This window comes from Pseudomonas sp. AC169 (assembly GCF_979258515.1).
The window spans coordinates 6,139,433-6,160,005 of record NZ_OZ409866.1; the positions used below are offsets into that span (position 1 = coordinate 6,139,433).

Genomic DNA, 20,573 nt, shown 5'->3' on the forward strand with positions numbered 1-20,573 from the left:
ATGGAAAGCATCGACTTGCTGGTCTTGCGCACGGCGCGGGACTGGCTTGCCGCCGGCGAGCGTGTGTTGCTCGCCACGGTAGCGCGCACCTGGGGTTCTTCGCCGCGTCCGACGGGGTCGATGATGGCTTTGCGTGACGATGGTCGCGTGGTGGGCAGCGTGTCCGGCGGCTGCATCGAAGACGATCTGATCCATCGCTATACCACCGCCCATGGCGGCAGCGCTTTTAGCGACAGCGCACCGCACGTGGTGCGCTATGGCGTCAGCGCTGATGAGGCGCATCGCTTTGGCCTGCCGTGCGGTGGCACGCTTGAACTGATCCTTGAGTTCAACCCGGCGTGGCCGTCGCTTGATGAACTGCTGTTGCAGTTGGACACCGGGCAATTGGTTCGTCGTCGTCTGACGTTGGATTCTGGACAAGTGATGCTCGAACCGACCAAAAAGCCGGAACAGTTCAGTTTCGATGGCGTGCAGATGCTCAACACCCTGGGGCCGGGCTATCGGATGCTGATGATCGGGGCCGGCGCGCTGGCCGAGTATCTGGCGACCATGGCGCTGTTCAACGGTTTCAAAGTGGCGGTGTGCGATCCGCGTCCCGAGTACATAGATACGTGGGCGGTGGATGGCGTGGAGCGGATTGTCGGCATGCCGGATGACGTGGTGCGCGACTTCTCGGTGGATCTGCGCACCTGCATCGTCGCCTTGAGTCATGACCCCAAACTCGATGATCTGGCATTGCTGGAAGCGCTGCACAGCCCGGCGTTCTACATCGGCGCCATCGGCTCGCGACGCAACAGCCAACTGCGCCGCGAACGCCTGATCGAGCATTTTGGTGAAACCGAGGCGTCACTTGAGCGCCTGCATGGGCCGATCGGCCTCTACATTGGTAGCAAGACGCCTGCGGAAATTGCCGTTAGTGTGATGGCGGAGATTCTGGCGGTGAAGAATGGCGCCAGCCTGCCGCCAGCATTTTCAATTGCCAGGGCCAAAGCGCTCGACAGAAGCATGCCCTGATCGCCAGTAGCTTCATCGCTCGGAGTCTCATCAGTTGCCGAGCCATGACTCAACTGCATTGCCCCTTGATCCCGGCCTTGGGAGTGAACAACAGCGATCCTTTATTAGCCCGCACAAGCTCCACCGGCCTTTTGGTCTGATCGGCCAATTCTGTATTGAACAAATGCAGATCAACCTTGCCCTGCGCATCGAACAGCGCCCCGACACGCCCCGTGTAGTAAGCCGCCAAATCCCGCATTGCTCCATACATCCATGGTGAAGAGTCCACGGTCATCGCAACCGTGCCGTATTGCGGAAAGTGTGGGCAATCATCTTTGGCCATGCCTGAAGTGCCCGGTCCGTTTTTTCGCATGAATCCATACATTTCGCAGGAGGCAGGCTCGGCGTTTGCCCACATCGGGCTCTCTACATCTGAAGCTGGTTTGGTGCAGGCATCACTCAGCGCCTTAGCGCAATGGACCATGTCTTTTGAACAAGCCTCTGAGATATCACGCAATGAGCGAACGACCGCCTCGCTGCCTATCGCAGGTTTTATAACGAACAGTCTGGCGAAGTATTTTCCTTTGGCCTTTTCTTCCGCACTCGGCTCGATACAAGCATCGCCATCAGTCGGGCTATCGACAATGCACCCCAGCAGAACAGGGTGACGCCAGTTATAGATATCGTACCCGTGCGTGGACTCACCCTCTTCCATGCAGAACTTATCGAAGTCTTGAAGCCCTGGCAGCCGAAGCGAAAGGCCTTGCTCACGTATTTGAGTTTTCAGGCGACAGACATCATGCATGTTGCCCCCGCGATCCTCTGCATGATCGGAGATAATAATGTTGGGCACGCCACGTCGGATCAATGCGTAAGCGCCAAGGTTTTCAGACTGACCGCCATCAGAAAGGTGTATGAATGCAGAGTCTTTGGGGGCCTTTAGACGGTCAACGTAATAAAGCGGGAAAGGCTGGGCCATATGACCAAAATAGGCAAAGTCCTGCACGTTCGGATTTCGGTATGAACTCCCCCAGTTCAAAGTCGACACCTTCATGCCGGCTGCTGCGAAGTTTCTCCAGGGAACACTCATCTGACCTTTTTGTTGGTCATCAAAAAAGGCCGCCGACGAAACAACCGCTTCTGTCGGTGTGATGCCTTCGAGTTGACCTTTTCGGTAACCGTACAAGCCTGAGCCGAATCCATACGGCGTGAATTCAAACGACGTAAAGCGCAAATCGGATTGCCCACCAATATCGAGAACGGAGCGATCCTCTCCTGCGGTGGTATTGATGATCCACATCGGAGCGCCCTTCTCTTCGTATGTTCGCCGAATGTCGTTGAAGGTGAGTTGACGCGCCTGCTTGATATCACCTTCACGGCGTATTTTTCCGTCCTTGAACAGTGGCTTCACACACCCACCGTCCTCACAGAGCGGCGGACTGGCCCCATAAGTACGCGCTATGCCTTTGGCATACGCACGCTGAGTTGATGACACATTCCATTGCCAATCGAAGACAATGTTGGGAATGACATTGATGACGGCTGAGGCGAGCAACAGGACCGAGTTTTCCACGATCTCGTTGTTGATGCTGCCATCCTCGTCAGTGGTGTCGTAATTGAATGCGCGAGCGCCGAACATATTGCGCCCGGTGCTGAAGAGATCTTGATAGGCCCGTATGTAGTTCTGGTATCGATAGGGATCGTTGAGATACTTTGCGCCTGGCGCAGTGACAGGAACCTTAGGGTCATAATTGGTGAGGTTTTTCTGCGGGCATCGCTCAATACTCAGCGCAACCCCTTTAAACATTTCGTAGTATCGGAAAGGGAGGCAATCCGCAAAAAATGGATTCAGCTGCGCAACGTCAAATTTTCCAGGGGCTCTGAATTCGTCCCCTGTATCCAGAACCAGTCGCGAGTAGTACCAGTAGCCGGCGTAACCGCCTCCGGAAACAGTGGACAGGATATCGACGTTTTTCATCAGCCCCGTGGTGTGCATGCCTTGAAGCACTCCCATCGCAAAACCGGAAGCTTTGGTTCCTCCTCCGGCCAATGCCAAGCCGAGGTTTGGAGGTGCTCTCCTCCCGGCCCCCTCTCGTTCGTTGCGAAACAGATAAGCCATATGAGCGGGCTCGAAATAGCTGCTCTTGAGCTCATAGGCAGTATTTTTCTTCAGCCAGTCATCTTGCGTCGGATCCGTAGCGCACCCGGACAGAAAGATGAAATACAACGAAACGTAGACGCTTGGGATTTTGCTCATTGCGATAAGCATCCTTCCATGGAAGATGCGCAGAGCATAGTTGAAAGTTCCTGTCATACACTGAGCGTCAAGCCGTCAACCAATAAACCCCTCAGACCTTTGGTGGTCTCATTTTGGCCGTATTGTTTTAAGCAACAGGGCAGCGGCGGCCTCTCCACTCAGCCAGGCGCCATGTGCCGTCGCGTACTCGTCTGTATGTCGACGCATCGCCTCACCACCGAAGACCATGAGGTCTGACACGACTGCTTCACTCAGTTTCCTGCGAGCTTCGACTCCTCCTCCAGGGCTTGTGTAGGAATATGAACCTAGCACCCAAGGATCTTCGCTCCATTTACTGGTTCTAAAATCATCTATTAGACTTTCGTTTATATCGTTTTAGCTCAGCTGATAATATTTCTCGTCTTTCGCAAGTATTCCTGCAATTTTTTCCAGTGTTTTGGCGCTCAGAGAATTGGCGTCATTTGGCGCTTTGTTTTTGCCAAGATTTTTATGCGCCTTTTTTACCGTCTCAGATTTCACTACAAAAGCACCCCGCAGTGCCGTTAATGCCTCTAGCTTGACCTCTTGATCAGAACGAACATCCCAACTCTTGGCATTCGCTCCACCAATGAATCCGACAATAATGCCTCCTCGAACTCGATAAAGAAATTTCCACGAGATACCGTTGATCACTGTTATCAGAAAAGGATCTGTTTGTAATACATCGCTACTTTCCAATTGTTCCTCATCCAAGAGCGCCTCAAACAGTACCGCAACAACCGAATGTTGTTTTGCGCGCAAGAAAAATTTCTTGAGATGTCCCATCGGAATTTTCTTAAAATGATCTCTCAAGCTTTCATCCAGCTGAGGCTTAAACTCTATTCTTTTCTGATTGACAACTTCCGTTGATACCGTTAGTACCACACCACAACCGACAACCTCCCCTTCATCGGTGCAGACTTTTGCCGAGCCCGAGCGAAACTCCAAAAAATCCACTGCATGACTTGTATAAATCGTGAGATTTTTCGAATAGTCCTGTCTCAGGCCTTCGAAGTACTTGGTGATAAACCCCCCCATTCCCGCCGGCAGCATCTTATTGGTTCCGTCCGGTTCTTTGTCGCGATCAAGCAAATCCTCCGGCTCGTATTTTGTAAAGAATTCAGCTTCTACACCCTCATCCAACTCCGCGCTCAACGATGTAGCAAGCTTCATTAGTTCGGGATTAAGCACTTTGTTCCCATCACCATTCGCCAAGTTAAAAGTTACAACTTCACCAATGGTCTTTCTGTAGCTATCGTTACCCGAAGGGACAGGTCTTTGGAGCGCAGGAACATCGTCTTGCTGCTGCTGTTTTTCACCAGACTTTTGCTCTTCATCACCGCCCATGTCATCAGCAGACGGAACTTCCTCCCAAACGGTACCGGCTTCCTCAGCCTCCAACCAACACGTTGTAGTCTCCGTGACAACTTCCTCAACGCCCTCCACAAACACCCGCACAAACTGAACTTGATCGTGATGAAACGGCTTGAATTCAGAAGCCAAATCTACAAGTGGATTCACGTTGCTGTCCTGCAAAAACTGGCAACCCAAATCTACACTTTCACCGGCAAACAGTTCACTTCGGGCTCGACCTCCGACGTAGTCGTGAGCCTCAAGTATCACAACAGATTCTTTCGAATTATTTTTCAACAGCATTTCTGCTGCGCGAATTCCTGCAATACCAGCACCGATCACAATAATCGGCAGAACATCGAAATACAGACGTCGAGCAGAATTTTCAATGCACGTATCTGCGGCAACCTGAGTAATACGCAGCCGCATCATATAAGGACCTTGAGAATGAGTGAAAGACTTCTCTCCGATCAAAAGTTCCGGCGGGGCAATTTTCTGTGCAACGCCGGATGCGGTGGCAATATTCATTGAAAAAACCAGCTTCTTCGTACCTTTCTCGAAAATTTGCAGATCAGCAGCTTCAACAAATTCGTAACCAGTAATCCCCCAGCTGACAGTGAGATACGATTCCCGGGCGTATATAACGTGGTACCGCCCAAGGGCTTCGCACAAAATTTCGTCATGTTCGTCAACATATCCACTATGGGGTGCATTCTCAATATCTTGACTGATACTCAGATGCGTGATGCTCGCGCTATTTTGCGAATAATTGCAACGACCAACTATTTCAGTTGAGAAATCTGGCAAGCGCCACTGCTCTTTAGTGATCGGTTTCAGCATACGCACCTCTTCCAGGCAGTAACGGAGCCGAGCCTGTCGCAGTCACTGCCATCCAGTCGGCATTTGTAAGTCCTTGCCACACTGCGTGAATACCATGGTCGGGTGCACCTGAGTTTTCGATCAGGATTTTCCGCACAGTGGGATGCTGATCGAAGTCAGCTGAGTAGGTCACCATCGCTACAAAGTATTGCGCCACAGAGAGGGCGTCGGTGATGGCGCACTGGGCTGCTTTATCACGAGCCACCACTAAGCCTGCTTCTAGTTCGGTCGTAGTCCATTCCCTGACTAAATCAGCGGAGGTGCCGCGGATATAGTTGGCTAAATCACGAATGGCCAATCGCATTCGCTCTTGCCGAAAAGAATCCATTTGTGCCTTGCGGATCACCAACATAGCGACTTCCTTTTCAAATCACGCCCATGATGTCGAGTGCTCGGAGCCGTGGCAGTCCCGCTAATGAAACCACTCGGAGGAAACACGCCCAGTACATTTGCCATCGTTTACAAAAGGATGAAATAAAGCTGAGACCTGCGCGCGATAGCATAGCTGCGATTAATGGGGGCAACAGCATTGACGAATACCTGCTGCACCCGAGGTCAACCAGCGAACCTTCCCCCCGAAACACCGTCCGAGCTAAAGCGTTAACGCTTACCGCTCGCCACGAGGTTTCCGTTTGAAAGCTGCCATCGTCAGAAAATACCGTTTGATCATCAAGACTCTGGGCTATGTCGGCTGGGCGTTGTTCTGGCTGCTGCTCTGGGACATCGCCGTCACCGTCGATTTCATGCTCTTCCTCAACGCCAAGCTGAATCTGCCCTTGATGCCCCTGACGTTATTGGGTTCGGCATTGATCGTGCTGATCAGTTTTCGAAACAGCAGCGCTTACAACCGCTGGTGGGAAGCGCGAACGTTGTGGGGGTCGATGATCAACAATTCACGCAGCTTCGCTCGGCAGGTGCTGACGCTGCTGGACGACTCCGGCAGCGAAGTGAATCCGGTCAAATCGACCCTGTTGCGCCGGCATGTGGCCTATGTAAATTGCCTAGCCGCGCACCTGCAAGGCCAGCCTTGCCCTGAGGAAGTCCGCGCGTTCATTCCCGCCGATGAATTCGCGCGCAGTGGCACGACCAATAACTTTGCCAATGACATCCTCACCGGTTCCGCGACTTTGCTCGCGCGGGAATACAAGGCCGGGCGCCTGGACAGCATTCGCCTGGCGCGGCTGGAGTCGACATTGGTGGATCTGTCCAACAGCCAGGGCGGTATGGAGCGGATCGCGAATACGCCGCTGCCCTACCCTTATGTGTATTTTCCGCGGCTGTTTATTTCGCTGTTCTGCCTGATCGTGCCGATCGGCCTGGTGGAATCGTTGGGCTGGTTCACGCCGCTGGCCTCGACCGTGGTGGGGTTTATGCTGCTGGCCATCGAACGCATCGGCACCGATCTGCAAAGCCCGTTTCGCCACAGCGAACACCAGATTCAGATGGAAGCCCTGTGCGAAACCATCGAGAAAAACCTGCAGTCGATGCAGCGTGATTCTCTGGGTGACGTGCGTCGGATTGAAGAGAACGCTTAAGGGGGCGGGGAACCGTCAGGGTTTCTGACGGCTCCCGAGTCAATCAGAACGCCGGCACCACATCACCGTGATAACGCTCAAGAATGAACTGTTTCACTTGCGGCGAGTTAAGCAATGCGCCAAGTTTCTGCACCGCCGGCGCGTTGGCCTTGTCGCGACGCACGTACAGGTAATTGGCGTACGGCGACTCCGAACTTTCGATAAACAGCGCGTCTTTGTGCGGCACCAGTTTGGCTTCCAGCGCGTAGTTGGCGTTGATCAACGCCAGATCAACCTGGTTCAACACCCGCGGCAACATGGCCGCTTCGAGTTCCTGGAACTTCAGATGCTTGGGGTTGCTGACGATATCCAGGCGCGTCGCCATGATGTTGTCGGGATCCTTCAGGGTGATCAGGCCTTGCTTGGCGATCAGCAGCAGCGCACGGCCGGAGTTGGTCGGGTCGTTGGGAATGGCGATGGTGGCGCCATCCTTGAGTTCGCTGATGGATTTGATCTTCTTCGAATAGGCACCGAACGGTTCGATGTGCACGGCCACGACCGGCACTTGATCGCTGCTCGGGCGGTCTTTTTTGTAGGCCTCGTAATACGGTTTGCTCTGGAAGTAATTGGCGTCGAGCAAGCCTTCATCCGTCTGCCGGTCGGGTTGGATGTAGTCAGAGAACACTTTGACGTCCAGCGTGACCCCTTCCTTGGCCAGTTCCGGCTTCAAGAACTCCAGAATCTCGGCATGGGGCACAGGCACCACGGCGATTTTCAGGGTTTCGGCATTGGCATTGCCCATGGCGGCGACCAGCAGTGCTACGGAGAGCGCGACGCGTTTCACGATAGTTTTCCTTCGAAGCGTTTCAGGGAGAAAGAGGACAGATCCAGGTCGCTCGAGCCGCGCGTGCACCATTGGGCAAATGCTTCGCCCAGCGCAGCGGAATGCTTGAAGCCGTGACCGGAGCAGGCTGAAACGAACAGGGTGTGCTGCAGCGACGGATGCTCGTCGATGATGAAATGCCGGTCTGGCGTCACGGTGTACGCGCAAACCGCAGACTTGAGCACTTTTGAGGTCACGCCAGCGATGCGGTCTTGCACCTGGTGCTCGTACATGTCCTGCGCTTCGGCCGCTGAAACCGTGCGGTCGATGGCCTGCGCTGTTGTTGAGGTGTGGTATTGCGCGGTGGCGATTTTCATACTGCTTTCGCCGGGTAGCGCGGGAAAGCCGTAGTTGATTTTGTCGTCGCCGCGACCGTGGGTGAAGATGAACGTCGGTGAGTGGCCGACCAGTCCGGCATTCTCTTCCAGTTCGAACCAGAACAGCTTTTGTCGGTAAACACTCAGCAAGTTCTCATAGGGCTCGCTGAGCCACTCGCCGTTCCAGTTGCCCGCGCTGATCACCAGTTTGTCGGCCCGTAACGTGCGCTGGTTGGTCGTGACCGTGACCCCCTCTTCGTTCGAGCTGATAGCGGTAACGGTCTCGCCCTTATAAAGCGTCGCACCGTGTTGCTCGGCCAGTTTGAGCTGCACATCGATGCAGCGCTCGGGGCGCACGAAACCGCCACCCGGTTCGAAATAGCCGATGGCCGAGTCGTGCACGTTGGCGAATTGCGGGAAGCGCTGGCGAATATGTTCGGCGGACAGGACTTCGTGCTCGATGCCGTAGGTCTGGGCCAGGCCAATGGTACGCAAGGTGAAGTCGCTCTGATCTTGAGGGTCGAATTCGGCGCTCGACGTCAGCACCAGCAGACCCGATTGTTCAAACAGTGATTCTCCGGTCAGCGCCTCAAGCTCACGCCAGATGCGATGGGAATTGCGCACGATGGGCACGTATTGCGCGCCCTCCCCGACCGAAAGCCGGGTAATGCGCGTATCGCCGTGGCTGGAACCGAGGTTGTGCGGTGGGTGATGACGATCAATACCGACAACATTCACTCCCGCCTTCGCCAACTGATAAACCGTGGCGGTACCCATTGCGCCCAGGCCAAGAACCACAACCTCACATCGCTCGGACATAAATAGCCACCTATCAAAAAGGCGCCAGTTGAGCGGTAAAGCGTGGCGAATTCCAAGATTAAAAAAGCATATCCATATAGCTCGATGCGCCCACTGACCGCTCTGGGTCAGGCTGACGGGCGGTTATTCGTCGCATTTACAACCCGGCGCAAATCATTTAAGCCAGAAGGCACGGCAGTCGATATCTGTCACAACTCACAATCAATCTGGCAGAACAGCGATTTTTGTGCGCTTTTTGACAGACATTTCCACATCCGGGCCTCCTTGTGCGCGAGTCAAATCCTCGAACTACGCTTCACGTTGAAATTTGTGTTTTAACTAGGTAGTTACCTAACTATATAATGCGCGCCTCATTTCAACGGGACACTCAACGTGAAGCAGAGTCAACGCCTCTCGGGCATATCAAAATTCATTCTGATCGGGCTGGGCGTTGTCATCGCCCTGCTCGGCTTGGCGCTGGCTGCGGGCGGCGTGAAGTTAGTCAGCCTGGGAGGCTCGTGGTACTTCCTGGTGGGTGGCTTGGTCATGGCTGTTTCCGGTCTGCTGATCGCGCGCTTCAAGCTGGCCGGTGCGTGGTTGTTCGCCGCGTTCCTGGTGGGCACCGCGATCTGGGCGGTGAGCGATGCAGGCCTGGTGTTCTGGCCGGTGTTCTCGCGCCTGTTCATGTTCAGTGTGATCGGTCTGGTCGTGGCGCTGGTTTATCCGCTGCTCAAGCGTGCCAACGGCGGCGTTGCCGGTCGCGGTGCTTACGCCGTGGCGGCGGTGTTGGCGGTCGGCGTGGTTGTGGCGGCCGGCAATATGTTTGTCGCCCATCCAACCGTGGCAGCAACCGGCACTGGCCCGGGCCTGACCCCGGTTGAGCCGGACAAGGCGCAGAAAGACTGGGCCCACTACGGTAATACCGAAGGTGGCAGCCGCTTCGCCGCGCTGGACCAGATCAACCGCAACAACGTCGACAAGCTGAAAGTCGCGTGGACCTACCACACCGGTGACGTCGCCGAGAGCGATGGCAACGGCGCCGAAGACCAACTCACCCCGCTGCAGGTCGGCAACAAGGTGTTCATCTGCACCCCGCACAACAACCTGATCGCCCTCGATGCCGACACCGGTAAAGAGCTGTGGAAGAACGCGATCAACGCCCAGTCGAAAGTCTGGCAGCGTTGCCGTGGCATGGCTTATTTCGACGCCACCAAAGCGATTGCTCAGCCGAGCAACTCGTCGATCATCGAAGCCAAACCTGCGCCGGCCGCCAATTGCCAGCGTCGTCTGCTGACCAACACCATTGATGCCCATCTGATCGCAGTCGATGCGGACACCGGCGAGTTCTGCCAGGGTTTCGGCAACAGCGGCCAAGTCGATCTGAAGGCCGGTCTGGGTGATGTACCGGACAGCTACTATCAGTTGTCGTCCGCGCCGTTGATGGCCGGCACCACCGTGGTGGTCGGCGGACGCGTGGCTGACAACGTGCAAGCCGACATGCCCGGCGGCGTGATCCGTGGTTTCGACGTGATGACTGGCGCCATGCGCTGGGCGTTCGACCCGGGTAACCCGCAGGATAAAAAGGCTCCGGCCGACGGCAGCACTTATGTGCGTAGCACGCCGAACAGCTGGGCGCCGATGTCCTATGACCCGGCAACCAACACCGTTTTCCTGCCGATGGGCAGCTCGTCCACCGACATCTATGGTGTCGAGCGCAGCAAACTCGATCACACCTACGGCGCATCGATCCTCGCGCTCGACGCTACCAGCGGTGCAGAGCGCTGGGTGTTCCAGACCGTACACAACGACCTCTGGGACTTCGACCTGCCGATGCAGCCGAGCCTGATCGACTTCACCAAGGACGGTAAAACCGTTCCGGCGCTGGTCATCGGCACCAAGGCCGGGCAGATCTACGTGCTCGACCGCGCCACCGGCAAACCGCTGACTGACGTTAAAGAAGTCCCGGTGAAAGCGGCGAACATCCCGAACGAACCGTACTCGCCAACCCAGCCAAAATCGGTGGGCATGCCAGAAATCGGTGCTCAGCACCTGACCGAATCGGACATGTGGGGCGCTACTCCGTACGATCAGTTGCTCTGCCGCATCGACTTCAAAGGCATGCGCTACGACGGCCTGTACACCGCGCCGGGCACCGATAAATCGCTGAGCTTCCCGGGTTCGCTGGGTGGCATGAACTGGGGCAGCATTTCCACTGACCCGGTGCACGGCTTTATCTTCGTCAACGACATGCGTCTGGGTCTGTGGATTCAGATGATTCCGTCGCAGAACAAAGGCCAGGCGGCTGGCGGTGGCGAAGCACTGAACACCGGCATGGGCGCCGTGCCGCTGAAAGGCACGCCTTACGCCGTGAACAAAAACCGCTTCCTGTCGGTGGCCGGCATTCCGTGCCAGGCGCCGCCATTCGGTACGCTGACCGCGATCGACATGAAGACCCAGAAAGTCGCCTGGCAGGTTCCGGTCGGCACCGTTGAAGACACCGGTCCGCTGGGCATCCGCATGCACCTGCCGATCAAGATCGGTCTGCCAACCCTCGGCGGCACCCTGTCGACCCAAGGTGGCTTGATCTTCATCGCCGGCACCCAGGACTTCTACCTGCGCGCCTTCAACAGCGGCAACGGTGAAGAAGTCTGGAAAGCACGTCTGCCGGTCGGCAGCCAGGGCGGCCCGATGACCTATGTTTCGCCGAAAACCGGCAAGCAATACATCGTCATCACCGCCGGTGGTGCGCGTCAGTCGACCGATCGCGGCGACTACGTGATGGCTTACGCCCTGCCGTAAACCACGGTGTTCACGTAAAGCGCGGCACCTTCGGGTGCCGCGCTGCTTTTCCCCTATTGCTCAAGTTTTCTGCAGGAAGATTTACATGTTATCGGCTGTTGGTTTTTCCCGTTCCGACCTGTTCAAAGGCCTGTTGCTGGGCGTCGCGTGCACCACTGCCCTCCCCGCGCTGGCCGACAACGATTCCGATCTGTTGACCCGCAGCACCCTCACCGGTGACTGGGGTGGCTTGCGTGACCAGATGGATGCACAAGGCATCAAGTTCACCGGCGACTACAGCGGTGAAATGGCTTACAACGCTGATGGCGGCCTGCACCGCTCGGCGCGTTACTCGCAGAACATCAAGCTCGGCGTGCAGTTCGACCTGAGCAAACTGTACGGCGTCGACAATGCCGGCAAGGTCCAGTTGACCATCAACGACCGCCGCGGCAACAGCGCTTCGGAAGACCTCGTCGGCAACCGTTTGCCGATCCAGGAAAACTACGGTGGCCTCTACACGCGTCTAACCGAACTGAGTTACGAGCGCAGCCTGTTCACCCCGGCGCTCAATGTGAAACTCGGCTACATGGCCATGGGCAACGACCTCGGCGGCCTCGACAGCGGCATTCTGTGCAACTTCATGAACGCCGGTTTCTGCGGCCATCCGCTGAACATGTCCGGTGGCAGCGGCTGGACCAACTATCCCAACGCGCATTTGGGTGTGCGGGTGAAATACGACCTGTCGTCCTCTTGGCAATTGCGCGTGGCGGCGTTCAACGTCGACCCGGAAAGTAACGGCAACTCCAGCCGTGCCTGGCACCTCGGGCCGAAACACACCACCGGCACCGTGGTGCCCATCGAGCTGGTGTACAAGCACGCGGGTGAACTGCCCGGCGAATACAAGCTCGGCTACTACTACGACAGCTCTGATGTAAAACGCATCGGCAGCGACGACGAAGTGTCCGGTCGCGGCGGGCATTACCTGCTGATCGATCAGGCGGTCTGGAACTCGCCAACTTCCGAAGGCCGCAGCCTGCACGCCTTCGGCCAATACTCGGCGGCCAGCGAAGCGGCTTCGCCGTTCAGCAAGTGGTATGGCGCCGGCGTGGTTTTGTACAAACCGTTCGAAGGTCGCCCGCGTGACACCGTCGCTTTGGGTTATGGCCGCGCCGTGCCGAACTCGCGTAGCCGCGATGTGCAGCAGGACGCGGCATTGAACAATGGCACCGCGTTTCCGAACCTGGACAGCGCCGAGCAATTGATCGAACTCGGTTACGGTTATCAGGCCACGCCTTGGCTGACCCTGCGGCCGAATATGCAGTACATCATCGAGCCGGGCGCGTTTTCCGGGCAGGACATCGACAATGCGCTGGTATTTGGTTTACAGGTGAAAGCGGCGCTCTGATTGCCAAATGGCAGGCCATAAAAAAACCCGGTTTGAACGCCGGGTTTTTTTATGGCCTTTTGATTATCTAGGCTCCGGATGTTCACTCGAAACCGAGTTATTGGCATCCACATCGCTCATGTCTTCATCGACCGGCGCTTCGTCGTCTGCCGGCAGCGGCACTTCAGGATCATCGCGCCGCGGATCATGGCCTGTCTCATTGTCAGTGGTGCGGGTGACATGCTGCTGAGAGATGTTGCCCGGCGCTTTTTCATCAATTTCCATGCTGGCTCTCCTGCTCAAGTACGGATATTCCGAACTTATCGTCAGAGACGATGCGACGTCGCGGGTGCCAGCCAAGGGATGAATGGCACCGCAGAGGTCATTTTTTCTTTTTGGCCGGCTTATCAGCCTTCTTTGAATCCTTGGCCTTCTCAGGCTTGCTGTCCGCTTTTTTCGCAGACTTCTTGGGCTCGGCGTCTTTTTTCTTGTCTTTCTTGTCCTTGTCGGAGGACTTCGAAAGCGCCGAAGCCGCCGCTGATTTCTTCTCAGGTGATGACTTTTTGTCTTTCAAATCCTTGCTGGCTTTCGAAGCGTCACCTTTGTCTTTGTTTTTCTTTTCGTCTTTAGCCACGTTGACCACCTCTCGGAGTGTGCCGGTATTGGCACCGCGCCTGTGCGATTGACCACAAGCTAATCATTAGGCGAGCAGGTCTCAGAGCGGTTCAGATTATTTTCAGGCGTCGAAACAGGGCCAATGAAGGCAGCGCCGGTTGTCGCCAGCGCCACCTTCAGCGACGGCCTGTTAATCAGGCCTTGTTGCCCGCCACTTCCAGCGCCTTTTCAGCATTGAAGCCGTCGAAGTTTTCGAACACGCCCATAAAGCCCGGCACGCTCACGTCTCGCGCCCAGTCGCGCTGCAGTTCGCAGTACATCTGCACGCGGCTGATCAGCTTCGCCCCCGCCTGTTCCATTCGGCGCAACGCCGCCTCATGCGCGGCCAGCGACGTGCCGCCCACCGCATCGACTGGCACATAAACCTCGTAGCCTTCCTGAATCGCGTCAAGTACCGGGAAGGTCAGGCAGGCTTCGGTCCACAGCGCAGTCATGATCAGTTTCTTGCGCCCGAGCGCTTTGACTGCCTGCTTGAACTCGGTGTCTTCCCAACTGTTGATCGACGTGCGGTCATAGGTGGGCAGATGGCCGAGCACCGCTTGCAACTCTTGAATCGGTGGTTTGTTGCGGCCGGTCGCGACATTGACGGTCGAGTGGATGATCGGCAGGTCGTAGTTGACCGCTGCCTTAGCGACACTGGTGATGTTGAAGACCAGTTCATCCCGTGGCATCGAGCGGATCGAGGACACCTGAACCGGTTGATAGTCGATGACGATCAACGCCGAATTCTCGGGCGTCAGGAGTTGATCGGTGTGGGGGTTGCGGATTGCTTCGCTTGCCATTTGCAGGTCCTTTTGTCTGGGTAACGCACGTCGGTAAACGGCCGGAGCCCGTGCGGTTTGTGATCCAGAACGCACGCGAGTGACGCCGTGCCTGGAAAACCCATTGTGCTGTTCCCCTATTCGCGGCAGTAGTAGCATCCCGAGGCGAACTGTGTCGCGCCAAGGGGAACGCGAAAATGGATATCGAAGAACTGCAAACCTTCGTCGACGTGGCGGATGCCGGGGGCATTTCACAGGCGGCGCTGCGGCTCGGGGTTTCGAAGTCAATCGTCAGCCGCCGGCTGGCCCGGCTTGAAGCGGAACTCGGCGTGCAACTGCTGGCACGCTCGACGCGCGGGGCATCGCTCACCGAGGCCGGCGCGACGTTCCGCGATTACGCCGCCCGAGTCTGCAGCGAAATCGACATCGCCAAGGAAACCATTCTGCCCGCCGGCGCCCTTCGCGGTCGCTTGCGCGTAGCAGTGCCGTTGTCGTTCGGGCCGACGCACTTCGCCCCGGTGCTGGCGGAAATGGCGCGCCGTCACCCTCAGTTGCACATGCAGACCTGCTACAGCGATCGCTTCGTTGACCTGATTACCGAAGGCTACGATTGCGCCATTCGCGTGGGTTACCTGCAGGACTCCAATTTGATCGCAAGGCGTATCGGCCCGGTCTATACCAAGCTCGTCGCAAGCCCCGACTACATCAAAGCGCATGGCGCACCCGAAACCCCGGACGAACTGCACGCCCATCAGGCGCTCATGCAAGGCACCGAAGCCTGGCAATTCATGGAGGCTGACAAGATCATCACGGTGCGCCCGCAAGGACGCTTCAAGGCTGACAACGGCACCGCCCTCGCCGCAGCCGCGACTGCCGGCCTCGGCGTCGCCTACTTGCCCGATTGCCTCACCCACGAACACATCGCCTCGGGTGCACTCGTGCCGATCATGACCAACCATCCACCGCCCCCGGCCGGTGCCTACCTCCTCCGCGCACCAGGCCCGCATCCCGCGCGCAAGATCCGCGTGCTCACGGATCTGCTGATCGAGTACTTCGGCGAATCACCGCACCTCGCGGTGCAGCCGCTGTCACAGCACGATGAAGCGCCGGCGTTTAGCTGAGGAAAGCTGAAGCCATGAAAGGAGAATTGAGGTGCCGCAACGCCTGCAACAGCCAACGCGTCGGACTGCATTTATCGCAGACACCACAGCCCTGATCCTGTTTTTCACCACCACCGGCATCATCAATGAACGTTTCGTTGGCGGCATGACCTGGGATCAGGTTCTGCATGCGCGCCTGCTGGGCGCGGCACTGATGATTCCGGTCGCGCGGCCTTACGGCCTATGGCGGGATTGGGTGATGACGCGAGCCAGTGAGGGTCGGTTGTCCAGAGTGCTCTGGGACAGTGTTGCCCTCGTCAGTTTTCAGGTGCCGATCTATGCGGCGATTATTGCCTTCAGTGGTGCATCAGGAGCCGGCCTGCTGCGTGGCACGCTTGGCGCGGCCTTGATGATGCTCGTGCTGGGGCGACCTTATGGGGCGTTTCTTAACGGCGTGCGCAAGCTGTTTGGCCTGCCGCCGGGCGGGGACAGGCCGATGTCATTGAAGGAGTAGGGGCTACCTCGCCAGAACCGGGCTCAACGCTGCTGGCGTTCGCCAGGTTACGTCAGCCCAAGCCCCACCGCCGGGCGCCAGCAACTGACGCAGTTGCGGCTCGTCAAACGCTTCGCCCAGCGAGTCGACGCGAAACGTCGCGACCCATTGCTTGCGCCCCGACTGATAGGCCTTGCCGAAATCTTCCCAACTGTCGAAACAGTCCTGCGCCCGCTGCGCATTGAGCAGCAGCACGCGCCAGGCGAGGTCAGGCTCGAGCCAACGCATCAGTAGCGCACACCGGACCAGAAACGCCACCCGCACGCAGGCAAAAGCCATGGCCGCACGCGGGTCATCGGTGGCTGTCAGCGCCTGCAAATCGAGGCCAAACCACTGCTGATCGAGCGTCGCACTGAAGTGCGCCCGCACCGCCTCGTCATTGCTGTTGCTGCGGATCCCGGCCTGGTGCAGCAACGCTGCCCGCAGGATCGTCCGCGATTGCTCGGTGAAGTGATCGCACGCTGGCGAGTAGAAACCCTCGACGGCCATCGCATCGACCATGGGCCGGGCCAGCAGTAGCGACCAGTGTTTGCGCTGGCTGAACAATGAGGCGCCGCGAGGTCTGAACGCTCGCCACAACAACCAGCCTGAAACAACCACTGTGATAAGCAAAAACATGTCGGTTTCCTTACCTTGCCCGCGCCTGCCAGGCCTGGATTTCCTCTACCAGCGGCGAGGACATATCCGGCCACGGCACACCTTCGGTCAGGTACTGCGGGTCATTCGGCTGATGCTCAATGCGCTTGCTGAAAACATGCCGGGTGGCGTATCTGACCGATACCGCTTGCGGGGCCACCTGCAAGAACTGCTGCGGCTGACGCCCGGCCACCAGCCATTCGACCATGGCCGAAGGCGCATCGAGGCGCTCGTACAATTGCGGATAGCGGGCCACCAGCCGAGTCTGGGCGGTCGGGTCGCTGACCTCTTCGATGCGCAGCCAGCCCGCGTCTGTGCGCACAATGCCGACTGCGATGCAGTCGGCGGGCGTCTGCTCGTCGGTGTCCAGGGCATTCAGACACTGCAGCAGGTCCGGGTAATAACGCTCGACCGGCGGCCGGTTCTGCTTGCCCTTGACCTGCTCGACAGTCAACGTACCGTCGTCCTGGACGATCAGGCTGATAGTAATGTGCGGCTGGCCTTGGCCGTCGCGCAGACTGAACACGCGCATGCGCTGCTCTTCCACCGCTTCGGCGTAGCGTTCACCGTAGCCGCCGGTCAAGGCGCGGCGATCGGCGAACTGGCCCAGGCAGTGGCGCATCACGTAACTTTCAAAGGCCATTTCCGCACGCAGCGAAGCACTCTCGGGCCGCAACTCCTGCAATACGTGCTCAGCGGTGGTCACTCGCGTTAGCAACGCCTCAGGCTGGCTCTGACACCAGCCCTGCTCGACCCGCGCAGCCATTTGCGCATGCTCCTTTTGCCACAGTGCCAGTGCCTGCGGGCAGTTGATCCGGTCAAGCTTGCCGGCCAGCGCGGTGCCCTGACGCGAGGTCAGGAACTCCACCAGCAAGGTCTCCTCGGCCAGCAGCGGCGCTTGCTGCGGATCGACCCAGACCAGCGGCGCGAACGCCTGCTGCGAAGCTTTGCCGGCGTCGCTTAAATGTTTGGCCACCCAGGACGGCGGCTCGGCGCCCAATGCCTCGACAGCCTGCTCCAACGTCAGGATGCGCCGCGCAGGTTCGAAGTTACCGACCAGATGACGATAGAAATGGTTGAGCAACCATTTGCTCACCTCTGGCGCATCTCCGCGAGCCTCACTGCGCTCGGCAATGCCGCGCTTGAGTTGATCGGCATTGAGTGCGTTGCGCGGGGCGTAACCGGACTGGCGCTGCGCAGGTGTCACTTCCATATCTGCCACCAGGCCTTGCCGGCCGATTTTGCCGGCGCCTGCAGTTCGGCGATGAACTGGCGAAACTTTTCATTGTTGCCCTGATCCACCTGGCTGTTCGGATCACTGCGCAGGATCGCGCGCTGGTAATAGGCCACGGCCTCTTCCTTGCGCCCGAGCCCCTTGAGCACATCACCGGCACAGCCCAGCAGGGTTGGTTCGTCGCCTTGGTTGATGAGCTGCGCGTAACGCAACCACAGGCTGGTGGCCGCCTCCGGCAGGCAGTACGAGAGGTAAAAGGCAATTTTCATCCGTGCGAACAGCGGCGAATACTCCAGCTCTTTGTCGCTGATTTCGCGCTCTTCCTGCCATTTGAGAATGCGCTCCAGCCAGACCGGAATCTCGCGTTCGCGGTCCAGCCAGTACAGGGCGCGGGTGACGTCCTGTATGTATTCTTCTGGATCGTGACGGCTATAGCCGTAGTCGGCCGCGTAGTGCCAAAGCTGTTCGGCGGCGTCGGCGATGCCCTGGTTATCCTTCAGCTCGATGCGGTTGCGGAGGATGCCTTGATAATGTTCGGCGAACGAGCTGGCGGCGATGCCGCGGGTATGCAACTCAAGGGCCTGCTCAACGAGTTGTTCGTTGTAGCAGCGGTAATTGATCGCGAGGTTGTTGCACAGCATCGAGTACAGGTGCGCGCAGGCATCGAAGCGATGTCCGCGGCCGCTGGCGAAGCATTGTTCCATACGGGCCTGGCCGAGTTCATAGGCAAGCTTTTGGACTTCGCGCAGCCGCCACCAGGTCGGCTCGGCCTCCTCGCTCGTGAGATCCTCGACATGCGTTTCGACCAGGTCCTCGAGGGCATTCGCGAACTGGTAGTAGTACATGCCAGCGGCCATGGGCGGCAACGGCTGGCGCAGGGCATCGGCAATGCCGTGCACATCGGCGTGGGCACTGAACAGGCTGAAGACGCTGCGGTTGTCCTGCATAGCGCCGGCCGAGACGGCCTCGCGCAGCATTGTCAGTTGGGTGTTGGCGTCGATGCGCCCGGCCTGATGTTCGCGCACCGCCATCAGGCGGGTGATCCATGGGTGGTTCGGCGCGCGGCGTTCGGCCTCTGCCAGCGCTTGGTCGAAGACGTTGTCGATTTGTTCAAGGTCATTGCGCGCAGCATGCAGAGCATCGAGCAACGGGCCCAGCGACGGTGTCGACTCGTCACGCCACGGCAGGCCGGAAAGGAACTGCTCCAGCACCGTTTGATCGTCACAGGCACGCATTACGCACAACGGCCACCACGCGGACTGATCCTCAGCATCGAGCAGGCGATCGTGGACCCAATAGGCCGTGCCCGGCCACAGTTCGCCGCGCATTTCATAGATTTCCATGAACGCACGTTGCCCGGCCTCTTCGATCTGGCCGTTTTCCAGCAGCCAAGGCAGATGGAAATCAACGAAGTTGTCACCGCCGCTGGATTCCAGGCTCAGGGTTGCCACTTCACAGATTGCCAATGCGCCGGCCAGGTTGCCCTGAGCCTGCAGGGAGCGTGCGGCCAGACGCGCCAGACGCACTTCCCATTCCCGGCGCTGGGGCAGCGACAATTCGGCGATCAAGCGCACCACCGGTTGCTCGAACATCGCCAGACGCAATGGCACGATTTCGATCAGCGCATTGCCCAGCCACAGCCAGTCGTTAGCGTCGACGTCCTGCTCTTCGCCGGCGGTGCGCAATGCGGCAATTGCCGCCAGCGCGGCTTCGCGCGCCTCTTCCTCACGTTCATGGTTGGCCAGCACCCGCGCCCGGCGCCGGTACTGATCAGCATCGTCCCAGGCCCGCAGGGCGTGACGGGCCGGGTTGACCTGGGCCAAGGTGTGACGCACCTCGATAGCCTTGAGGGCGACGTCGACGGTGGCGTGCTGCAGATCATCGAAAATGCGGTAGCGTCGGTACTGCTCGATATCGAACGGCAGCGGCTCGTGGGTCAAATGCTGGAGGGTATCGAGCGTCAGCAACAGGCCCTGCTCGTCTTTGAGGTAGTTGCCCAGTCGCAGCTGGTAAATCAGCAGATTGACCTTGAGCTCGTTGCGCGCGTCGTCAGGCGTAATCTCGATCAGCGCCTTTCCGTCGTCGGCCAATACCGCTTTGGCCCTGTCAGCATCACCGGCGTTGACCCACAGCCCGTGCAGACGGTCAATCGACTCGAGCGAGGCCGCCCTGAGCGGCTGGGCGCGCAACTGGTCCAGCAGATAGTCGGCACCGTGTTCCTCATGCTCGACCTCAAGACGATCCATCAATTGATCCAGCTGGATGCCGGACAGCACGGTACTGTTTTGCGTCATTGTGAACTCCATTTGCGAATGACTGTGCATCGCCCGATGCATCCTGCGTCGGCGCCCTCGAGTGGGCAGCGGGGACTCGTTTACGTCTGCCAGTGACCGGCAAAATGACGACAAGGATCGGGTAATACAGCGAGGTGGCGCACGCT

Annotated in this window: 18 protein-coding genes; 6 read left to right on the plus strand and 12 right to left on the minus strand. The window is 58.0% G+C overall.

Annotated features, from left to right (window positions below; all coding sequences use genetic code 11):
- Positions 1–1,014: an XdhC family protein gene (locus tag ACZZ0G_RS27330; RefSeq protein ID WP_463558318.1), complete on the plus strand. Its 1,014-nt coding sequence runs from the start codon at positions 1–3 to the stop codon at positions 1,012–1,014.
- Positions 1,015–1,063: 49 nt separating this feature from the next.
- Here ACZZ0G_RS27330 and ACZZ0G_RS27335 read toward each other — a convergent pair whose 3' ends face one another.
- The 4 genes from ACZZ0G_RS27335 to ACZZ0G_RS27350 form a co-directional block, all read right to left on the minus strand.
- Complete coding sequence (locus ACZZ0G_RS27335; RefSeq protein ID WP_463558319.1) at positions 1,064–3,250, minus strand: patatin-like phospholipase family protein; 2,187 nt, start codon at positions 3,248–3,250, stop codon at positions 1,064–1,066.
- 108 nt (positions 3,251–3,358) lie between these two features.
- The gene (locus ACZZ0G_RS27340) at positions 3,359–3,619 is read right to left on the minus strand and encodes an FAD-dependent oxidoreductase (protein ID WP_463558907.1); all 261 of its coding nucleotides are present in this window, start codon (positions 3,617–3,619) and stop codon (positions 3,359–3,361) included.
- 6 nt (positions 3,620–3,625) lie between these two features.
- Positions 3,626–5,461 (minus strand): FAD-dependent oxidoreductase, encoded by a 1,836-nt coding sequence (locus ACZZ0G_RS27345; RefSeq protein ID WP_463558320.1) that lies wholly within the window; start codon positions 5,459–5,461, stop codon positions 3,626–3,628.
- Positions 5,442–5,852, minus strand: a complete 411-nt coding sequence (locus ACZZ0G_RS27350; RefSeq protein WP_463558321.1) for a hypothetical protein — start codon at positions 5,850–5,852, stop codon at positions 5,442–5,444. Before ACZZ0G_RS27350 ends, ACZZ0G_RS27345 begins: the two co-directional genes overlap by 20 nt.
- Before the next feature lie 280 nt (positions 5,853–6,132).
- Here ACZZ0G_RS27350 and ACZZ0G_RS27355 point away from each other — a divergent pair, with 280 nt between their 5' ends.
- Positions 6,133–7,035, plus strand: coding sequence for a bestrophin family protein (locus tag ACZZ0G_RS27355; RefSeq protein ID WP_463558322.1), 903 nt, complete (start codon positions 6,133–6,135; stop codon positions 7,033–7,035).
- A 43-nt stretch (positions 7,036–7,078) separates the two neighbouring features.
- Here the strand turns inward: ACZZ0G_RS27355 and ACZZ0G_RS27360 are convergent, their stop codons facing one another.
- Together ACZZ0G_RS27360 and solA are read right to left on the minus strand one after the other, a co-directional pair.
- On the minus strand, positions 7,079–7,858 hold the full coding sequence (locus ACZZ0G_RS27360) for a MetQ/NlpA family ABC transporter substrate-binding protein (RefSeq protein WP_463558323.1): 780 nt from the start codon (positions 7,856–7,858) through the stop codon (positions 7,079–7,081).
- Positions 7,855–9,033 carry an N-methyl-L-tryptophan oxidase gene (solA, locus tag ACZZ0G_RS27365; protein WP_463558324.1) on the minus strand — a complete coding sequence of 393 codons (1,179 nt, stop codon included), beginning with the start codon at positions 9,031–9,033 and terminating at the stop codon, positions 7,855–7,857. Before solA ends, ACZZ0G_RS27360 begins: the two co-directional genes overlap by 4 nt.
- Positions 9,034–9,405: 372 nt before the next feature.
- Here solA and ACZZ0G_RS27370 point away from each other — a divergent pair, with 372 nt between their 5' ends.
- Together ACZZ0G_RS27370 and ACZZ0G_RS27375 are read left to right on the plus strand one after the other, a co-directional pair.
- Positions 9,406–11,811: a glucose/quinate/shikimate family membrane-bound PQQ-dependent dehydrogenase gene (locus ACZZ0G_RS27370; RefSeq protein WP_463558325.1), complete on the plus strand. Its 2,406-nt coding sequence runs from the start codon at positions 9,406–9,408 to the stop codon at positions 11,809–11,811.
- 85 nt (positions 11,812–11,896) lie between these two features.
- On the plus strand, positions 11,897–13,195 hold the full coding sequence (locus ACZZ0G_RS27375; protein WP_463558326.1) for a carbohydrate porin: 1,299 nt from the start codon (positions 11,897–11,899) through the stop codon (positions 13,193–13,195).
- Positions 13,196–13,258: 63 nt separating this feature from the next.
- On the opposite strand, the gene ACZZ0G_RS27380 is transcribed toward ACZZ0G_RS27375, so the two are convergent.
- The 3 genes from ACZZ0G_RS27380 to ACZZ0G_RS27390 all read right to left on the minus strand — a co-directional run bounded on the left by ACZZ0G_RS27380 (position 13,259) and on the right by ACZZ0G_RS27390 (position 14,631).
- Positions 13,259–13,459: a hypothetical protein gene (locus tag ACZZ0G_RS27380; protein WP_463558327.1), complete on the minus strand. Its 201-nt coding sequence runs from the start codon at positions 13,457–13,459 to the stop codon at positions 13,259–13,261.
- Positions 13,460–13,556: 97 nt separating this feature from the next.
- A complete protein-coding gene (locus ACZZ0G_RS27385; RefSeq protein WP_463558328.1) occupies positions 13,557–13,817 on the minus strand; it encodes a hypothetical protein in 261 nt (86 codons plus the stop codon).
- Positions 13,818–13,983: 166 nt separating this feature from the next.
- Complete coding sequence (locus ACZZ0G_RS27390; protein WP_463558329.1) at positions 13,984–14,631, minus strand: hydrolase; 648 nt, start codon at positions 14,629–14,631, stop codon at positions 13,984–13,986.
- Between the two features lie 176 nt (positions 14,632–14,807).
- On the opposite strand from ACZZ0G_RS27390, the gene ACZZ0G_RS27395 reads away from it, so the two are divergent.
- On the plus strand, positions 14,808–15,731 hold the full coding sequence (locus ACZZ0G_RS27395) for a LysR family transcriptional regulator (RefSeq protein WP_463558330.1): 924 nt from the start codon (positions 14,808–14,810) through the stop codon (positions 15,729–15,731).
- A 31-nt stretch (positions 15,732–15,762) separates the two neighbouring features.
- Entirely contained in the window at positions 15,763–16,224 is a 462-nt protein-coding gene (alaE, locus tag ACZZ0G_RS27400; RefSeq protein ID WP_463558331.1) for an L-alanine exporter AlaE, read from the plus strand.
- 3 nt (positions 16,225–16,227) lie between these two features.
- Here alaE and ACZZ0G_RS27405 read toward each other — a convergent pair whose 3' ends face one another.
- The 3 genes from ACZZ0G_RS27405 to ACZZ0G_RS27415 are packed head-to-tail and all read right to left on the minus strand — an operon-like array spanning position 16,228 to position 20,427.
- Complete coding sequence (locus ACZZ0G_RS27405) at positions 16,228–16,881, minus strand: DUF1266 domain-containing protein (protein WP_463558332.1); 654 nt, start codon at positions 16,879–16,881, stop codon at positions 16,228–16,230.
- A gap of 10 nt (positions 16,882–16,891) precedes the next feature.
- On the minus strand, positions 16,892–18,112 hold the full coding sequence (locus ACZZ0G_RS27410; RefSeq protein ID WP_463558333.1) for a hypothetical protein: 1,221 nt from the start codon (positions 18,110–18,112) through the stop codon (positions 16,892–16,894).
- Positions 18,103–20,427, minus strand: a complete 2,325-nt coding sequence (locus tag ACZZ0G_RS27415) for a hypothetical protein (protein WP_463558334.1) — start codon at positions 20,425–20,427, stop codon at positions 18,103–18,105. Before ACZZ0G_RS27415 ends, ACZZ0G_RS27410 begins: the two co-directional genes overlap by 10 nt.
- Positions 20,428–20,573 lie beyond the last annotated feature (146 nt).